This is a genomic window from Paraburkholderia graminis C4D1M (assembly GCF_000172415.1).
Classification (GTDB): Bacteria; Pseudomonadota; Gammaproteobacteria; order Burkholderiales; family Burkholderiaceae; genus Paraburkholderia; species Paraburkholderia graminis.
This window is the reverse complement of sequence record NZ_ABLD01000016.1, coordinates 142,402-158,681: the sequence shown is the minus strand read 5'-3', so window position 1 is coordinate 158,681 and position 16,280 is coordinate 142,402. Positions and strand designations below refer to the sequence as shown.

Below are 16,280 nucleotides of genomic sequence, written 5' to 3'. Positions count from 1 at the left end.
CTACCTTCAGCGAGCACAGCCACGGCTTCCGGCCTGGACGGCGTGCGCACGACGCGGTGTTAGCCGCGCAGTCGTACGTGCAGTCGGGTCGGCGAATCGTGGTGGACGTTGATCTGGAGAAATTCTTTGACCGGGTCAACCACGACATCCTGATTGACCGTCTACAGAAGCGAATCGATGATGCCGGCGTAATCCGGCTGATCCGGGCGTATCTGAGCAGCGGCATCATGGATGGCGGAGTGGTCCAGCAACGGGATCAGGGCACGCCGCAAGGCGGACCACTGTCCCCGTTGCTGGCCAACGTGCTGCTCGACGAAGTGGATAAGGAACTGGAGCGGCGGGGTCATTGCTTCGCGCGCTACGCCGACGACGCGAATGTCTATGTTCGTAGCCGCCGGGCGGGTGAGCGGGTGATGGCACTGCTGCGGCGTCTGTATGGGCGACTGCGGCTGAAGGTCAACGAGACCAAAAGCGCGGTGGCCAGTGTGTTTGGTCGCAAGTTTCTGGGCTACAGCCTGTGGGTGGCTGCGGGTGGGGTGGTCAAACGCAAGGTGGCGGCCAAACCGCTGCTGGCGTTCAAACACCGCATCCGTGAACTGACCCATCGCTCTGGCGGGCGCAGCATGAAGAAAGTGGTGGAACAGCTACGGCCTTACGTGCAAGGCTGGAAGGCGTACTTCAGGTTGGCGCAAACACCCGGTGTGTGGTTGGCACTGGATGAGTGGCTGCGTCACCGGTTGCGCGCGATCCATCTCAAACACTGGCGCCGTGGCACCACCATCTACCGGGAACTGCGTGCGCTGGGGGCATCGGCCGCTGTGGCGCGACAAGTGGCGGCGAACAGTCGTTGCTGGTGGCGCAATAGCGACGGTGCGCTCAAGCGCGTGCTGACCATCGCCTACTTCGACCAACTGGGCGTACCCCGACTCTCATAACCTCAACTTCCCGAACCGCCCGGTGCGGACCCGCATGCCGGGTGGTGTGGCAGGGGTACGGCCTCATGGCCGTCCCCTATGCCGATTTAGCCCCTGTTTCAAGGGCTTTTCTTCATTTTCCGACGATGCCGGGCATGCTCGGCCAGCGTTTCAACGCGCTCACTTGCCCTTGGGCTGCGTAACGAAACCGATCTTCGTCAGGCCGCCTGCCTGCGCGGCCGACATCACCTGCGCGACCTTTTCGTAAGGCACTTTGCGATCCGCGTCGAGATGCAGTTCCGGCTGCGGATTTGCCTGCGCGGCCTCTGCAATTTTCGCGCTCAACTGCGCTTCGTCGACCTTCTTGTCGTTCCACAGCACGTTGCCGTCAGCGTCGACCGCGACGGTGACTTGCGCGGGCTTCGTGTCTTCTTTCTGACTGCTTGCGTGCGGCAGATCGATTTTCACCGCGTGGCGGATCACGGGAATCGTCACCATGAAAACGATCAGGAGAACCAACATGACGTCGACGAGCGGCGTCATGTTGATTTCGTTCATCAGGCCGTCGTCATCGTCGCCGGCGAAGGGGCTCATTGCCATCGGTGTGCCTCGTCGTTCAGTGCGCTTTAATTGGCGCGAGCGGCGAGACGCAGGCCGTCGCGCTTGGTCGACGACAGGCGCGCGCCCGTCACGAAGAATGCGTGCAGGCCATGCGCGAAGCGGCTCAGCTTCGCCACGATCGCCTTGTTGGCACGCGTGAGAGCGTTATAGCCGAGCACGGCCGGAATCGCAACGAAGAGACCGAACGCGGTCATGATGAGCGCTTCGCCGACCGGACCGGCCACCTGGTCAATCGACGACTGGCCGCTCGCGCCGATGGCGAGCAGCGCGTGATAGATGCCCCACACCGTGCCGAACAGGCCGACGAACGGCGCCGTGCTGCCGATCGACGCGAGAATCGCGAGACCGCTTTGCATGCGCGCGACGCTTTCGTCCATGGTGTCCTTCAGGCAACGCGTGACCCAGTCCGACACATCCATCCGGTCATGCAGATGCGGCTGTGTCTGATGGTGATGATCGGCGGCTTCCTGGCCCGACAGCGCGAGCGCGAGGAACGGATTGTCTTGCGGCGTCGACGCGCCGGCGCCGAGCTTCTTCACGCCGTCGGCGAGATCGTCCGAATGCCAGAACGCCTGCTCCGCGTTCTTCGTGAGGCGGTTCAGCCGCATCACGTTCCATCCCTTGATGACGATTACGCTCCACGACATCACCGACATCACCAGCAGCGCGAGCGCGATGCCGCGCGTGACGAAATCCCCTTGCGCCCAGACGTGCGCCAATCCGTAGTTTTGCATTGCAATTCCTTTATTTTGAAATCCGCTTCAATCTTCGAGATTGAAGTTGTAAGGCTGGGTGTAGGCGGCGCGAATGGGCTGGCCGTCCTCGAGATACGGCTTGCACGCGCTCGCATGCGCGGCGGCGAGCGCGGCGTCGTCGAGACGGCTAAAGCCGCTGCTCTTCTTCAATTCGATGTTCTCGAGCTTGCCGGTCAGGCCGACCACGAACTTCACATAGGCGGTGCCGGTTTCGCCGCGGCGCCGCGACAGCGCCGGGTAGTCGGGCTTGGCGATGTTGCAGTCGAGGTGCGAGACGTTCTTCGGCGCGGAGATTTCCATCGTCTGACGGCCGATCGCGGGCGCGGCCGGTGCGGCAGGCGTCGGCGGCGCGGCGGGAGCGGCAGGCGCGGCCGGCTCCGGCGGCGCGACCGTCACGGGCGACGGCGCGGGCGCCTCGCGCAGCGGCGCGGGGGCGGACTTCGGCGTCGGCTTCGGCTGCACCTTCGGCTTGCTGTGGACCGGCGGCGTGGGCGTGGGCGGCGGCGGCGCGACCGACTGCACCGCGGCCGGCGCGGCAACCGGCGCGGGCGGCAGCAATTGCGCGGTCATCACGCGCGACTCGAGCGCGGGCTGCACCGGGTCGTGACGCAGTGTCAGGATCACGGCGAGCAACGCGACGTGAACCGCCGCGACCAAGGCGGTCGCGGTCAGGACGCGGGGATTCATTCGGTTGGACGAAGCCGGTGCGGCGCCGGCTGAAACGGTATGCGAAGCCTGCATGTTAGCGTGGCGGCGCGCTGTCGATGCAGCACGCCTGACAATACTTCGTCATGTTCGGAAGATCAGCAGCGAAATACACAATGTGGTCACGAAACCAATCAGCAATTCCATCTCGGGCTCCTTTGACGGGTGAGCGGGTCGCTGGCTGGCAGGAATACTGGCTTGCTGACGGCAGTGGACTAACTAAAAAGCGCTCGAAAGCGCCGAATGATGAGCATCAAAAACGCATCTCAACGTGAAGCGGTGCCGGCAGTGTGGCAACAAGACGGCGCAGGGGCGTTGTGCGCCTCGCGCCGCGTGTCGTGAACTTGCCTTAAGCCGCCTTGCGTTCGTAAAACGTCACCGGCATGGCCTGCTGATGCTCGAAGCCGCAGCGGCTCGAGCACACGCCGCTTTGCATCATCACGTCGCGCACCGAGTCCGCGCATTTGCCGCAGCAGGTGGCGACACCGAGCTCGAATTGCAGCTCGTCGAACGAGTCGACGCCTTCCGCGATCGAGGCACGGATCTTTCGGTCAGAAACAGACTTGCAGACACAGACAATCATGGCGGGCGTCATAGCTAACGTTAATGCGAATTATTATCATTTTGTTTGGCCGGTTTGGCAAGCGTCTCAGGTGGTTTTTTGTAACAAAACCAGACTCTTAGAAGGGTTTCGACTATGACGCGACGGCGCGGGCTGGCGGCGCGCGGCGCTGCGGAGGGTGCTTAAACCGCATAAAAACGCGCGCGGTGGCGTCGGAAGAGGCGTCGGAAACGGCGTCGGAAACCGCGCCGAAAAGGGCGCTACGCCGGCTGCGACGAGAGCGCAGCGGTACGGCGCGACGGAATCAGCACGCGCTCGACCTGCGCGTCCATGTTCAGCAGCGTCGCGACAAGCTGCCGCAGATGCGTGCCGTTGTCGGTGGAATAAAAGCGCGGCGGCGGGGCGCCTGCCGTTTCGGGCGTCGCGCGCACGCCGTGCTGTTCGAGCACGCGCTCGAGCTGGCGGGCAATCGCCACGCTCGTGTCGATCAGCGCCATCCGGTCGCCGACGATGTCGCGGATCGCCGCATCGAGAAACGGATAGTGCGTGCAGCCGAGCACGAGGGTATCGGCGCCGGCGGCGAGCATCGGCTCAAGATAGCTTGCGAGCAGCGCGCGCAACTCCGTCGAACCGACGTCGCAGCGCTCGACGGCCTGCACGAGCCCGTGACCGGGCTGACAGATGAAGCGGCAATCGGCCGCGTAGCGTTCGAGCAGCGCCTGGAAGCGTGCGCTGCGCAACGTAACCTGGGTGGCGAGCACGCCTGCGACGCGCGTTTTCGATTGCAGCGCGGCGGGCTTGATGCCCGGCTCGACGCCGACAAGCGGGATGCTCAGCTTTTCGCGAACCAGCGCGATGGATTGCGCGGTCGCCGTGTTGCAGGCCACGATCAGCGCTTTCGCGCCTTGCCTCGCGAGCCACTCGCCGATGGCGAGCGTCCGGTCCGCGATGAAGTCGTCGTCGCGCTCGCCGTAGGGTGCGTACAACGAATCGGCGACGTACAGCAGCGCCTCGTCGGGCAATTGCGCCCGAACCGCCCGCAACACCGACAAGCCGCCGAGACCCGAGTCGAAAATGCCGACCGGCGCGCGCGAAGCCACACCCGGCAGAGCGATTGATGCATTCGAACACGGCGATTCTGCTGGCATGGGCGATCGGGACGCGCGGCGCTGCGGTCAGGCAAATCGGGGGAAAGGGAAGCGGCCAAGTATATCGCCAGCGCGGCGCATGCTATCCCCAATGAATAGTGGGTAAGCTCATGCGCCGGTGCGTGGCCTTGCGATGCGATCCGCTTAGGACTCCACCGAGCCCATCGCGGTTTGCTGGTAATTCTGAATGCCGACCTTGTCGATCAGGTCGAGTTGCGTTTCGAGCCAGTCGATGTGCTCTTCCGTGTCGTCGAGAATCTTCACGAAGATTTCACGCGAGATGAAATCGCGAACTGATTCGCAATACGCAATAGCTTCCTTGCAGGTGCTCTGCGAAATCTGCTCGAGCTTCAGGTCGCATTCGAGAATCTCTTTGGTTTCCTCGCCGATCAGAAGCTTGTGCAGGTCTTGCAGATTCGGCAGACCGTCAAGCATGAAAATCCGTTCGATCAGCCAGTCGGCGTGTTTCATTTCGCCGATCGACTCGTCGTATTCATGCTTGCCGAGTTTCTCGAGACCCCAATGCTTGTACATCCGCGCGTGCAGGAAGTACTGGTTGATCGCGGTCAATTCATTCTTCAACTGAGCGTTGAGATACTCGATAACTTTCTTGTCGCCTTGCATGATCTTTCCTTGGTGGGGACTTCAATTTTTCAACAACAATAAACGCCATGCCTGAAAAAGCCAAGAGAACAGAACATCTTGACGCGGTTCCCGGCTTTGCATGTGACGCATGCCGCCCATGAAAAAAGCCGGGACCGCGGCCCCGGCTTCTCGGTACGCTTGACGCGTCAGGCGGCCAATCAGACTGTTGCGACTGGAATCTTGCCGATCTTTGCCTGCCATTCCTTCGGGCCGGTCTGGTGCACCGAAGTGCCGTTCGAATCGACCGCGACCGTGACCGGCATGTCCTGCACGTCGAACTCGTAGATCGCTTCCATGCCGAGGTCTTCGAATGCCAGCACCTTCGCGCTGCGGATCGCCTTCGACACGAGATAAGCGGCGCCGCCCACGGCCATCAGATACGCGGCCTTGTGTTTCTTGATTGCCTCGATTGCAACCGGTCCGCGCTCGGCCTTGCCGATCATCGAAATGAGGCCGGTTTGCGCGAGCATCGTCTCGGTGAACTTGTCCATGCGCGTGGCCGTGGTCGGGCCTGCCGGACCGACTGCTTCGTCGCGCACCGGATCGACCGGGCCGACGTAGTAGATCACGCGATTCGTGAAGTCGACCGGCAGCTTTTCGCCCTTCGCCAGCATATCTGCGATGCGCTTATGCGCGGCGTCGCGGCCCGTCAGCATCTTGCCCGACAGCAGCAGCGTCTGGCCCGGCTTCCATGCGGCGACTTCTTCGGGCGTCAGCGTGTTCAGATCGACGCGCTTGCTGGTTTCCGTATTCGGTTCCCACTGCACCTTCGGCCATGCGTCGAGCGACGGCGCTTCGAGCTTCGCGACGCCCGAGCCGTCCAGCGTGAAGTGAGCGTGACGCGTGGCCGCGCAGTTCGGAATGATCGCGATCGGCTTGGACGCGGCGTGCGTCGGCGCGGCCATGATCTTCACGTCGAGCACGGTGGCGAGACCGCCGAGACCTTGTGCGCCGATGCCGAGCGCGTTGACCTTCTCATGCAATTCGACGCGCAGTTCCTCGATCCAGTCTTGCGGGCCGCGTGCGATCACGTCCTGAATGTCGATCGGGTCCATCAGCGATTCTTTTGCCATCAGCATGGCTTTCTCAGCCGTGCCGCCGATGCCGATGCCAAGCATGCCCGGCGGACACCAGCCCGCGCCCATGGTCGGCACGGTCTTCAGAATCCAGTCGACGATCGAATCCGACGGATTGAGCATCGCGAACTTCGATTTGTTCTCCGAGCCGCCGCCCTTGGCCGCAACCTGCACGTCGACCTTGTCGCCCGGCACGATCTCGTAGTGAATCACCGCCGGCGTGTTGTCTTTCGTGTTCTTGCGCGCGCCTTCGGGCGGGCTCACGATCGACGCGCGCAGCACGTTGTCGGGATTCAGATAACCGCGGCGCACGCCTTCGTTGATCATGTCCGTGACGCTCATCGTCGCGCCGTCCCAACGCACGTCCATGCCCACCTTCACGAACACCGTGACGATGCCGGTGTCCTGGCAGATCGGGCGCTTGCCTTCGGCGCACATGCGGCTGTTGGTGAGGATCTGCGCGATGGCATCTTTCGCGGCCGGGCTCTGTTCGAGTTCGTATGCGCGGCCGAGCGCCTGGATGTAGTCGAGCGGATGGTAGTAGCTGATGTACTGAAGCGAATCAGCAATGCTCTGGATCAGATCTTCCTGTTTGATGACGGTCATGGCTAAGCTCGGTGGGGACAGTGCGCTTCTTTCTGTTCGCAGGCTATGCGGTCAGTCGTGCGCTTTCAGGGGAGAGGAACCGGCGGAACCCAGCGGCTGCAAATCCGCGGGTTCCTGAAAATGAGTGGGATGCGTATGCGTGGTGAGGCGGTCGACGAAGGCCATCACGAGCGCGGAAATCAGGAACGCGACGTGGATGATCACCTGCCACATGATCGCGTGCGTCGTGTTCTGGTCCGGGCTGATGAACGTCTTAAGCAGATGGATCGACGAGATGCTGATGAGCGCCATCGAGAGCTTCACCTTCAGCACGCCCGCGTTCACGTGATCGAGCCATTCCGGTTCGTCAGGATGACCTTCGACACCGAGCCGCGACACAAAGGTCTCATATCCGCCGATGATCACCATGATCAGCAGGTTCGAGATCATGACCACGTCGATGAGGCCCAGCACCACGAGCATGATGTTGGTTTCGTCGAGCGTCATCGACGCTGTGACCAGATGCCAGACTTCCTTCAGGAATAGCACCACATACACGCCCTGGGCGACGATCAAGCCGAGGTAGAGCGGCACCTGCAGCCAGCGGCTCATGAAGATGACGGCGGGCAGCGGGCGCATGGGGCGGCGTGAACGCGCGGAGTCGGGTCGCGAAGCGGACATAGGCAAGAGTCGGATCTAACGCAGGTGACGGAACGTGAGCCAAATGCGCCGGGCCAGCGTGCGGGTCACGCGCGCGGGTCGGCACGCAAAGCGAGGCGCGGACGGCGCGGCGCGGGCGCACAACAAGATGTGAGCCGCGGCGCTCGTATCAGCGCGCGCTATTGTACAGCGTCGGCCGGACTTGCTGCGGTGCGGCGGGCAGGGCGGCGGCGCGTCATCCTGAGACGCGCGATTCGAACTGGAATGCGGGCGGCTAGTTCAGTTAGCATTGTGTTAGCCGCTTGAACGCGAGGTTAAGTGAGCACCGCCGTGGGCCCCCCGTAAGCGCCTCGTTGCGCGAACGAGCGTCAACAGCATGCTGTTTTGTGCAAAGCGTCGTACGAATCGCATAAGGGTTTTTGCGGGCACGCCGATGCGGCTCGCGTAAGTGGCTGGTAAGTTGCACCGCTTATGGTTCAACATGAGAGCGGACGCGGCCTCGCCTCCATTCGTGCTGCATTGCCGTACGAGTAAAGGAGAGGCGGGCCGGCCGCGGCGCGGCGATCCATCGCGGGTCGCTCGCGCGAGGGCGGGAGACAGCGCGCCGCAATCGTGCTTCGATTGCGGCGTCTACATGACATGGCGCACGAACGTGCGCCGGCACAGGTTTTCATCTTCACCAAGGGGTTGTCGATGTCTGCGATTGAATCGGTTCTTCAGGAACGCCGTGTTTTCCCGCCATCCGCGCAAGCAGCGGCCGGCGCCACGATCTCCGGCATGGACGCTTACCATGCGCTGACCGCCGAGGCGGAGCGGGATTACGAAGGCTTCTGGGGGCGTCTTGCTCGCGAGACGCTAAGCTGGAACAAGCCCTTTACGAAGGTGCTCGACGAATCGAACGCGCCGTTCTATACGTGGTTCGAAGACGGTCAGCTCAACGCGTCGTACAACAGCATCGACCGTCATGTGGAAGCGGGCAACGGCGAGCGCGTCGCGATCGTGTTCGAAGCCGACGACGGCACCGTCACCAACGTCACCTATCAGGATCTGCTGCAACGTGTATCGCGCTTTGCGAACGCGCTGAAAAAGCGCGGCGTGAAGAAGGGCGACCGCGTGGTCATCTATATGCCGATGTCGATCGAAGGCATTGTCGCGATGCAGGCTTGCGCGCGTATCGGCGCGACGCACTCGGTGGTGTTCGGCGGCTTCTCGTCGAAGTCGCTCAACGAACGGCTCGTCGACGTGGGCGCGGTCGCGCTCGTGACATCGGACGAACAGATGCGCGGCGGCAAGGCGCTGCCGCTGAAAAATATCGCCGACGAAGCGCTTGCAATGGGCGGTTGCGACGCGGTGAAGAGCGTGATCGTCTACAAGCGCACGGGCGGCAAGATCGCGTGGGACGAAGCCCGCGATCTGTGGATGCATGAACTCATGCAAGCCGAGTCCGATCAATGCGCGCCCGAGTGGGTCGGCGCGGAACATCCGCTTTTCATCCTCTACACGTCCGGTTCGACGGGCAAGCCCAAGGGCGTTCAGCACAGCACCGGCGGCTATCTGCTGTGGGCCGCGCAAACCATGAAGTGGACCTTCGACTGGAAGGCCAACGACGTGTTCTGGTGTACCGCGGACATCGGCTGGATCACGGGTCATAGCTACATCACGTATGGTCCGTTGACGCTCGGCGGCACGCAGGTCGTGTTCGAAGGCGTGCCGACTTATCCGAATGCCGGCCGCTTCTGGGACATGATCGCGAAGCACAAGGTGACGCTCTTCTATACGGCGCCGACTGCAATCCGCTCGCTGATCAAGGCCGCCGAAGCGGACCAGAAAGTGCATCCGAAAAGCTACGACCTGTCCACGCTGCGCATCATCGGCACCGTTGGCGAGCCGATCAATCCGGAAGCGTGGGTGTGGTATCACGAGAACGTCGGCGGCGGCCGTTGCCCGATTGTCGATACGTGGTGGCAGACGGAAACCGGCGGCCACATGATCACGCCGCTGCCAGGCGCCACGCCGCTCGTACCCGGTTCATGCACGCTGCCGTTGCCGGGCATCATGGCGGCGGTCGTCGACGAAACGGGTCAGGACGTGCCGAACGGGCAGGGCGGCATTCTCGTCGTGAAGCGGCCGTGGCCCTCGATGTTGCGCAATGTGTGGGGCGATCCGGACCGCTACAAGAAGAGCTATTTCCCCGAGGAACTCGGCGGCACGCTGTATCTCGCCGGCGACGGGGCGGTGCGCGACAAGGAGACCGGCTACTTCACGATCATGGGCCGCATCGACGACGTGCTCAACGTGTCCGGTCACCGTCTTGGCACGATGGAGATCGAATCGGCGCTGGTGTCGAATCCGATCGTCGCTGAAGCGGCGGTCGTGGGACGTCCCGATGCAACGACCGGCGAGGCGGTGTGCGCGTTCGTCGTGCTGAAGCGCGCGCGCCCGGAAGGCGAAGAGGCGGTGAAGCTCGCCAATGAACTGCGCAACTGGGTCGGCAAGGAAATCGGTCCGATCGCGAAGCCGAAGGACATCCGCTTCGGCGAGAATCTGCCGAAGACGCGTTCGGGCAAGATCATGCGCCGTCTGTTGCGCTCGCTTGCCAAGGGCGAGGCGATCACGCAGGACGTGTCCACGTTGGAGAACCCGGCGATTCTCGATCAGCTCGGCGAGTCGCTGTAAGGCTGCTCTGCTCGCGCTGGGATCACGCTGGGATCATTCCGGCGCCTATGAAGGGCCGAGGCGTGTCGATCGATGCGCCTCTCGCCCGATCCCGCGATCGGCGATCCGCGATCCGGCATCGCGCGGACAATCCCGATTGCCTGCGCGGTGCCTTTTTGATACATAGGCGCATGGCCGCGCCGCACTCCACCTCTCATGCCACGCACAATCCCCCGCCCGAACCGCCTGCGGTGTCGGAGGCGTTGGCGCGCGCGCATCAAAAGTATTGGCGCTTTAACGTCACGTTGATCGCCGCGTTGATGAGCGTTGGCTTCGCGGTGTCGTTCCTGTTGCCGCTCGCCGCGCCGATGCTCGCGCATGTGCGGATCGCCGGCTTCAGCTTGCCGTTTTACTTCGGCGCACAAGGCGCGATCCTGATCTACCTTGCGCTGATCGTCGTCTATATCCTGTCGATGCAGCGCGCGGATCGCCGGTTGCAGCGCGCGTTTCTTGCGGATGCCGATGCTGCTGCCGCTGCTGTTGCCGATGCGAACGACGTCGAGAATAGCGCTGTAAATCCTGTAAATCGCACAACGGACGCCGCCGCGAACCACATTGCCGCCGATTCCGGCACGCGCGGACTCTAAGCCGATGAAGCTCACGAACCGGCTGATCCGCGCATACGCGTTCTACACGCTCGGCTTCCTGCTGTTCATCTATGTGATGTGGCGCATCGAGCGCACAACCGGTCCGGGCATGTGGATCGGCTACGTGTTTCTGTTCGTGCCGATTGCCGTGTATGCAGTGATCGGCTTGCTGTCGCGCACGTCCGATCTCGTCGAATACTACGTTGCCGGGCGGCGCGTGCCGTCGGCGTTCAACGGCATGGCGACCGCGGCCGACTGGCTGTCGGCGGCGTCGTTCATCGGGCTCGCCGGCTCCATCTATGCGACGGGCTACGACGGCCTCGCTTACCTGATGGGCTGGACCGGCGGCTATTGCCTCGTCGCGTTTCTGCTCGCGCCGTACGTGCGCAAGCTCGCGCGCTATACGATTCCCGATTTCCTCGGCACGCGTTTTTCGAGCAATGCGGTGCGCGGGCTCGCGGCGTTGTCCGCGATTCTGTGTTCGTTCGTCTATCTCGTCGCGCAGATCCAGGGCGTCGGCCTGATTGCGACGCGCTTCATCGGTGTCGACTTCGCTGTCGGGATTTTCTGCGGACTCGCGGGCATTCTCGTGTGCTCGTTTCTCGGCGGCATGCGCGCGGTGACGTGGACGCAGGTTGCGCAGTACATCATTCTGATCGCCGCGATCCTGATTCCTGTTTCGATGATCGCGCACAAGGACGGACTCGGCTGGGTGCCTCAATTGAGTTACGGCCGGTTGATGGAGCGCATGGAGAGTCTCGAGAAGCAGGTGCGCGACGAGCCGCTCGAGCAGACCGTGCGCGACGACTATCGACGCCGTGCCGCATTGATGCAGCAGCGGCTCGACATGCTGCCGCATTCGTTCGTCGAGGAGAAACTGCGGCTCACGCAGCAGGTGGCCGATTTGCGGCGGCGCAATGGTCCGCTGCGCGAAATCAAGGAGCGCGAAAAAGCGCTCGAGCAGTTTCCACGCGATGCCGCCGCCGCGCAGGTCGTGTGGACTCAGCAGCGTGATGACATGCTGATGCGCGCGGCCGCGCCGCTGCCGATGCACGAGCCGTTTCCCACAGCAAGCGACGAAGACCGGCGCATGCACGAGCGCAATTTTCTTTCACTGCTACTGTGCCTGTCGCTCGGCACGGCAAGTCTGCCGCATATTCTGACGCGCTATAACACGACGACGTCGGTGGCGTCGGCGCGTCGCTCGGTCGGCTGGACGCTGTTTTTTGTGGCGCTTTTCTACGTGACCGTGCCGGTGCTCGCGGTGCTGATCAAGTATGAGATGTTGACGAATCTCGTCGGTCATCACTTCGCCGATTTGCCGCAATGGCTCACGCAATGGCGCAAGGTCGAGCCGACGCTGATCAGTCTCGCCGACACCAACGGCGACGGCATCGTGCGATGGAGCGAAATTCAGATGCAGCCCGACATGGTGGTGCTGGCCGCGCCGGAGATCGCGGGCTTGCCGTATGTGATGTCCGGGCTGATTGCTGCGGGCGCGCTGGCCGCGGCGCTCTCGACAGCCGACGGTTTGCTGCTCACGATCGCCAATGCTTTATCGCACGACGTGTATTACCACATGGTCGACCCGGGCGCGTCGAGTCAGCGGCGTGTGACGATTTCGAAGATCCTGCTGTTGGGCGTGGCGCTGTTTGCGTCGTATGTGGCGTCGTTGAATACCGGCAACATTCTCTTTCTGGTCGGCGCGGCGTTTTCGCTCGCGGCATCGAGCCTGTTTCCGGTGCTCGTGCTCGGCGTGTTCTGGAAGCGCACGACGCGCCTCGGCGCCGTGGCCGGCATGCTGGCGGGGCTGCTCGTGTGCATCTACTACATCGTGTCGACGTATCCGTTCTTCGCGCAGATGACGGGCTTCGCGGGACCGCGCTGGTTCGGCATCGAGCCGATCAGCTCGGGCGTGTTCGGCGTACCGGCGGGTTTTCTGGTGGCGGTGGGTGTGAGTCTTTTTGATCGGAAGCCGGATGCTTATACGAGGGCGTTGGTGGATTATATTCGGCATCCGTAGGGGCGTTGCTGTTTAACATGCGGAGACGGTGAAGTAGTCAGAAAGACTGCTTTGGCATCGTGGGATGCTTTTTCCAAGCTTGCGTTTCCCGTCGCAATCAATCGACTGCTCGGATCATGTTGCAGCATCACCACTTGCAGACGCCTTGAGCGATTGCATTTGTGTTGAGTAAAAATCCCGTCGTCTGATTTTTCTTTTTATTGGTGTAGACCATGGAGGAAACGTCGGTTCCGTGAGTAATCATTTCGTATTGCCCGGTCGCCTGTCCGTTGTATATCTCAATCCAGGTTGTAGTTTCCTGATCGGGCGCATCCTTACTGAGCGGTTCGCCTTCTGAGTTGGCGAGGACCAGCGGAATCGGCTGTTTTGAGTTTTGGTATTTAACGAACGCAGACGAGAATTTGCTCGATGCGTCGTAGTAGGTGCGCATCTCGAGGTTGATCGGTTTTCCGCTAGTAGACGTGAAGCAGAATGTCTCGCTCGTTACTTCGGCGCTCGCGACGAGAGGCAGAAGGAAAAGCGCTGTGGCGAAGGTGGACTTTATGAGCATTTGAACCTACGTAATTCTTCGCGGGTAGCCGTGCGACCCGATCAGCCGAAGGTCAGTCGTTGATCGAATGTAACGATGAGTCCCACAGATCCGCGGAAATCGCCCAGCTTTTGCTCGCGATAGCACATGCGCCCGAGTAAAGGCGGCGTCGCACGACCTAGGATGTGCCGACTATCGTTTGTTTGATACTCCGATCGCAAGCCGAAAAAACAAAAACCCCGTAAATCATCGATTTGCGGGGTTTTGCGCGAACTTCTGGCGGAGAGAGGGGGATTCGAACCCCCGATAGGCTATTAACCTATACACGCTTTCCAGGCGTGCGACTTAAACCGCTCATCCATCTCTCCGCGGGGAGCCGAATTATAGCAAACTTCGGGCCGTCCGCCAGACCCTTTGCGAGAATCGCATTTGACCGGCGCACAGGCCGACGAACGGGGCGTCAGGTTGCCGACGCGCCTGGCACGTGCGAACGGCGGTCGGCGCAGCAAAGTTCGCCTTAAGTACACACACCGCCGTATCGGCGGCAGGGCCGAGCGCTCCTCACCGCTTCCCCGCGCCACCTCAAATCGACGCACGCCCCAACCACTCACGCACATAAAGAGAATGCGACGCCCGCACCGCCGAAGGCTCACGAGATTTCGGTGTCCCAACGAAAATAAATCCCAGCACGCGCTCGGACGGCTCAAAGTCGAGCGCGGCCCGCAGATTCGGATCGTAGGCGTCGGCGCCCGTCGCCCAGAAGCCGCCGTAGCCGAGCGCGTGAATCGCGTTGAGCATATTCATCGCGGCCGCGCCGACCGACAGCAGTTGCTCCGTTTCCGGCACATGCGAGTCCGCGCAAGGCGCCGCGGCGATCACGATGATAAGCGGCGCCGTGTACGCAAGCTGCCGCCGATGCTCCAACTCCGCGCGAGGCTTCGCAGGCTCGCGACGCGCCGCGACATCGACGAGCACATCGCCAAACTCGGCCCGCGCGTCGTCGCGTATCAGTGCAAAGCGCCACGGACGCAGCGCGCCATGATCCGGCGCCCGCATCGCGGCATCGAAGATCAGACCCAGCTCCGTCTCGCTGGGCCCCGGCTCGGCGAGCGGCCAGTGCGACTGACGCGAGAGCAGGGTGTCGAAAAAAGCGTGCTGCGGCCGTGACGCGGTGTCGTCTACGTTGCCGCTTTGCGAGTTGTCCATGACGAGTGCCTCGAGTTTCCAATCATCGCCGATGATGGCGACAAACGCATGACAATGCAAATGATTCTTATTTGCTTGTCTGATGAAACGTTTTGGCTTAAGCTGCTTCTCCGCTGGCGCACACGTTTGCGTGAGGCTGCGAGAACGGCGACCAAAAGCAGGACGTCGCCGGCCTTGACATTCACAGCGGCCGACGAGTAAATTTAAATGCAAATGATTCGCATTTAAATGCGAAACGGATAAGCCGTCGATCGAAGTGAAGCAGCAGTGCTTTGATGTTGAAGGCACAGAAGGGCCGCCGACGCCTTCACCCGATCAACCAGACGTACACAACTTCGTTCAGCAAGGAGCCGCGATGAGCTGGGGTGACGAAAACAGCACTTTCGTTGTCGTTGTAAATGATGAAGAACAGTATTCGATCTGGCCTGACTACAAGGCCATTCCCGCCGGCTGGCGCGAAGCGGGCAAGTCCGGCAAAAAGGACGAATGCCTGCAATGGATCGACGAGGTCTGGACGGATATGCGTCCGCTGAGCTTGCGCAAGGCGATGGCCGAGAGCGCAGCGGCCGACCGCGTGACCAACTCGTGATGCGCGAGCATTGAACCGATGAGCTCGCCGAATCGCATGCCGAATGTGCCTGAGATGCACGACGCGCCCACCACGCTGACGCTCCTCTGTCTCGCGCATGCCGGCGGCAGCGTGGCGCTGTATCGGGACTGGCAGCATCGGCTGCCATCGTTCGTGCAGCTGCGCACACTCGAGCTGCCGGGTCACGGCATGCGCCGCTCGGTAGCGCCGCATACCGACTGGCCGGCGCTCGTCGCGCAACTCGCGGACGAACTGCTCGCGCTCGTCGATGGCGGCGCTCCATTTGCGTTGTTCGGCCACAGCATGGGTTCGCTCGTCGGACTGGAACTCATGCATGCGCTGCGCGAGCGGGGCAAGCCGGCGCCCGTCTGGTTCGGTGCATCGGCAACGATCTCGCCGGCGCGCCGCAAACACGAAACGCATTGGCTCGATTGTTCGCATGACGAAATGATTGCATGCCTGCGCGAGCGCGGCGGCACGCCGGCCGAACTGCTCGACGACGCGGATTTCATCGACTTTATGTTGCCGCTGCTGCGCGCCGATTTTCATTTGTGCGGCACGCATCCGGCGTATATGGCGGCGCGCGCCGGCACGTCGGCTGGCGGCGCGGCGCTGGACTGTCCGATCGACGTATTCGTCGGCCGCGACGATCCCGCCACGGCCAACAGCACAGACGTCGATGCGTGGGCACAACAGACGCGCGGCCCATGCCAGGTGCACTGGTTCGACGGCGGGCATTTTTTCATCGACACGGCGCGCGATGCCGTACTTGCAGCGGTCGCCGAGTCGCTCGCACAACGAATGCAAGAAGCGCAACGAACACATCAACCGCAAACCGCACAAGACCCGCAGCCCGCCAACACCACGACGCAACCGTTGCACCGGGCCCTCGCGTGACTCACTCGCGCGAAACGCCCAGCAACCAACACTCGCAGTTTGAGGCAACCCGGATAAGGACCG

The 16,280-nt window shown here is 62.2% G+C and carries 16 protein-coding genes and 1 tRNA gene; 6 read left to right on the top strand and 11 right to left on the bottom strand.

Annotated elements, in window-relative coordinates; genetic code table 11:
* The coding region (locus tag BGRAMDRAFT_RS22755) for a reverse transcriptase domain-containing protein (RefSeq protein WP_044021693.1) at positions 1–935 on the top strand (935 nt) is incomplete at its 5' end.
* A gap of 159 nt (positions 936–1,094) precedes the next feature.
* Here the strand turns inward: BGRAMDRAFT_RS22755 and BGRAMDRAFT_RS22750 are convergent.
* The 8 genes from BGRAMDRAFT_RS22750 to BGRAMDRAFT_RS22715 form a co-directional block, all read right to left on the bottom strand.
* The gene (locus BGRAMDRAFT_RS22750; RefSeq protein WP_006051191.1) at positions 1,095–1,514 is read right to left on the bottom strand and encodes an ExbD/TolR family protein; all 420 of its coding nucleotides are present in this window, start codon (positions 1,512–1,514) and stop codon (positions 1,095–1,097) included.
* Between the two features lie 26 nt (positions 1,515–1,540).
* Entirely contained in the window at positions 1,541–2,269 is a 729-nt protein-coding gene (locus BGRAMDRAFT_RS22745; RefSeq protein ID WP_006051190.1) for a MotA/TolQ/ExbB proton channel family protein, read from the bottom strand.
* Between the two features lie 27 nt (positions 2,270–2,296).
* Positions 2,297–3,031: an energy transducer TonB gene (locus BGRAMDRAFT_RS22740; RefSeq protein WP_044021691.1), complete on the bottom strand. Its 735-nt coding sequence runs from the start codon at positions 3,029–3,031 to the stop codon at positions 2,297–2,299.
* A gap of 313 nt (positions 3,032–3,344) precedes the next feature.
* Entirely contained in the window at positions 3,345–3,578 is a 234-nt protein-coding gene (locus BGRAMDRAFT_RS22735) for a (2Fe-2S)-binding protein (RefSeq protein WP_029972066.1), read from the bottom strand.
* A gap of 239 nt (positions 3,579–3,817) precedes the next feature.
* The gene (gene murI, locus BGRAMDRAFT_RS22730) at positions 3,818–4,705 is read right to left on the bottom strand and encodes a glutamate racemase (protein ID WP_006051187.1); all 888 of its coding nucleotides are present in this window, start codon (positions 4,703–4,705) and stop codon (positions 3,818–3,820) included.
* 144 nt (positions 4,706–4,849) lie between these two features.
* Entirely contained in the window at positions 4,850–5,329 is a 480-nt protein-coding gene (gene bfr, locus BGRAMDRAFT_RS22725) for a bacterioferritin (protein WP_006051186.1), read from the bottom strand.
* A gap of 179 nt (positions 5,330–5,508) precedes the next feature.
* Complete coding sequence (locus tag BGRAMDRAFT_RS22720; RefSeq protein ID WP_006051185.1) at positions 5,509–7,032, bottom strand: fumarate hydratase; 1,524 nt, start codon at positions 7,030–7,032, stop codon at positions 5,509–5,511.
* A 51-nt stretch (positions 7,033–7,083) separates the two neighbouring features.
* Positions 7,084–7,650 carry a TIGR00645 family protein gene (locus BGRAMDRAFT_RS22715; RefSeq protein WP_006051184.1) on the bottom strand — a complete coding sequence of 189 codons (567 nt, stop codon included), beginning with the start codon at positions 7,648–7,650 and terminating at the stop codon, positions 7,084–7,086.
* Between the two features lie 714 nt (positions 7,651–8,364).
* Here BGRAMDRAFT_RS22715 and acs point away from each other — a divergent pair.
* The 3 genes from acs (at position 8,365) to BGRAMDRAFT_RS22700 (ending at position 12,996) form a co-directional block, all read left to right on the top strand.
* Positions 8,365–10,347 (top strand): acetate--CoA ligase, encoded by a 1,983-nt coding sequence (acs, locus tag BGRAMDRAFT_RS22710; protein WP_029972064.1) that lies wholly within the window; start codon positions 8,365–8,367, stop codon positions 10,345–10,347.
* Positions 10,348–10,517: 170 nt separating this feature from the next.
* Positions 10,518–10,973 carry a DUF4212 domain-containing protein gene (locus tag BGRAMDRAFT_RS33865; protein ID WP_006051182.1) on the top strand — a complete coding sequence of 152 codons (456 nt, stop codon included), beginning with the start codon at positions 10,518–10,520 and terminating at the stop codon, positions 10,971–10,973.
* 4 nt (positions 10,974–10,977) lie between these two features.
* A complete protein-coding gene (locus BGRAMDRAFT_RS22700; protein WP_006051181.1) occupies positions 10,978–12,996 on the top strand; it encodes a sodium:solute symporter family protein in 2,019 nt (672 codons plus the stop codon).
* Between the two features lie 127 nt (positions 12,997–13,123).
* Here the strand turns inward: BGRAMDRAFT_RS22700 and BGRAMDRAFT_RS22695 are convergent, their stop codons facing one another.
* The 3 genes from BGRAMDRAFT_RS22695 to BGRAMDRAFT_RS22685 all read right to left on the bottom strand — a co-directional run bounded on the left by BGRAMDRAFT_RS22695 (position 13,124) and on the right by BGRAMDRAFT_RS22685 (position 14,731).
* A complete protein-coding gene (locus BGRAMDRAFT_RS22695) occupies positions 13,124–13,426 on the bottom strand; it encodes a hypothetical protein (protein ID WP_232292337.1) in 303 nt (100 codons plus the stop codon).
* Positions 13,427–13,802: 376 nt separating this feature from the next.
* Positions 13,803–13,893: transfer RNA gene (locus BGRAMDRAFT_RS22690), tRNA-Ser, on the bottom strand.
* Positions 13,894–14,107: 214 nt separating this feature from the next.
* The gene (locus BGRAMDRAFT_RS22685) at positions 14,108–14,731 is read right to left on the bottom strand and encodes a nitroreductase family protein (protein WP_006051179.1); all 624 of its coding nucleotides are present in this window, start codon (positions 14,729–14,731) and stop codon (positions 14,108–14,110) included.
* Between the two features lie 355 nt (positions 14,732–15,086).
* On the opposite strand from BGRAMDRAFT_RS22685, the gene BGRAMDRAFT_RS22680 reads away from it, so the two are divergent.
* Together BGRAMDRAFT_RS22680 and BGRAMDRAFT_RS22675 are read left to right on the top strand one after the other, a co-directional pair.
* Positions 15,087–15,320 (top strand): MbtH family protein, encoded by a 234-nt coding sequence (locus BGRAMDRAFT_RS22680; RefSeq protein WP_006051178.1) that lies wholly within the window; start codon positions 15,087–15,089, stop codon positions 15,318–15,320.
* Positions 15,321–15,338: 18 nt separating this feature from the next.
* Positions 15,339–16,217 carry a thioesterase II family protein gene (locus BGRAMDRAFT_RS22675; protein WP_006051177.1) on the top strand — a complete coding sequence of 293 codons (879 nt, stop codon included), beginning with the start codon at positions 15,339–15,341 and terminating at the stop codon, positions 16,215–16,217.
* Positions 16,218–16,280: the final 63 nt, after the last annotated feature.

Coding starts and splice junctions, on each gene's coding strand:
- murI (WP_006051187.1), bottom strand. CDS start 4,705: ATGCCAGCAGAATCGCCGTGTTCGAATGCATCAATCGCTCTGCCGGGT.
- BGRAMDRAFT_RS22735 (WP_029972066.1), bottom strand. CDS start 3,578: ATGATTGTCTGTGTCTGCAAGTCTGTTTCTGACCGAAAGATCCGTGCC.
- BGRAMDRAFT_RS22695 (WP_232292337.1), bottom strand. CDS start 13,426: ATGCGCACCTACTACGACGCATCGAGCAAATTCTCGTCTGCGTTCGTT.
- BGRAMDRAFT_RS22700 (WP_006051181.1), top strand. CDS start 10,978: ATGAAGCTCACGAACCGGCTGATCCGCGCATACGCGTTCTACACGCTC.
- BGRAMDRAFT_RS22745 (WP_006051190.1), bottom strand. CDS start 2,269: ATGCAAAACTACGGATTGGCGCACGTCTGGGCGCAAGGGGATTTCGTC.
- BGRAMDRAFT_RS22680 (WP_006051178.1), top strand. CDS start 15,087: ATGAGCTGGGGTGACGAAAACAGCACTTTCGTTGTCGTTGTAAATGAT.
- BGRAMDRAFT_RS22675 (WP_006051177.1), top strand. CDS start 15,339: ATGAGCTCGCCGAATCGCATGCCGAATGTGCCTGAGATGCACGACGCG.
- BGRAMDRAFT_RS22740 (WP_044021691.1), bottom strand. CDS start 3,031: ATGCAGGCTTCGCATACCGTTTCAGCCGGCGCCGCACCGGCTTCGTCC.
- BGRAMDRAFT_RS33865 (WP_006051182.1), top strand. CDS start 10,518: ATGGCCGCGCCGCACTCCACCTCTCATGCCACGCACAATCCCCCGCCC.
- BGRAMDRAFT_RS22715 (WP_006051184.1), bottom strand. CDS start 7,650: ATGCGCCCGCTGCCCGCCGTCATCTTCATGAGCCGCTGGCTGCAGGTG.
- BGRAMDRAFT_RS22750 (WP_006051191.1), bottom strand. CDS start 1,514: ATGGCAATGAGCCCCTTCGCCGGCGACGATGACGACGGCCTGATGAAC.
- bfr (WP_006051186.1), bottom strand. CDS start 5,329: ATGCAAGGCGACAAGAAAGTTATCGAGTATCTCAACGCTCAGTTGAAG.
- acs (WP_029972064.1), top strand. CDS start 8,365: ATGTCTGCGATTGAATCGGTTCTTCAGGAACGCCGTGTTTTCCCGCCA.
- BGRAMDRAFT_RS22720 (WP_006051185.1), bottom strand. CDS start 7,032: ATGACCGTCATCAAACAGGAAGATCTGATCCAGAGCATTGCTGATTCG.
- BGRAMDRAFT_RS22685 (WP_006051179.1), bottom strand. CDS start 14,731: ATGGACAACTCGCAAAGCGGCAACGTAGACGACACCGCGTCACGGCCG.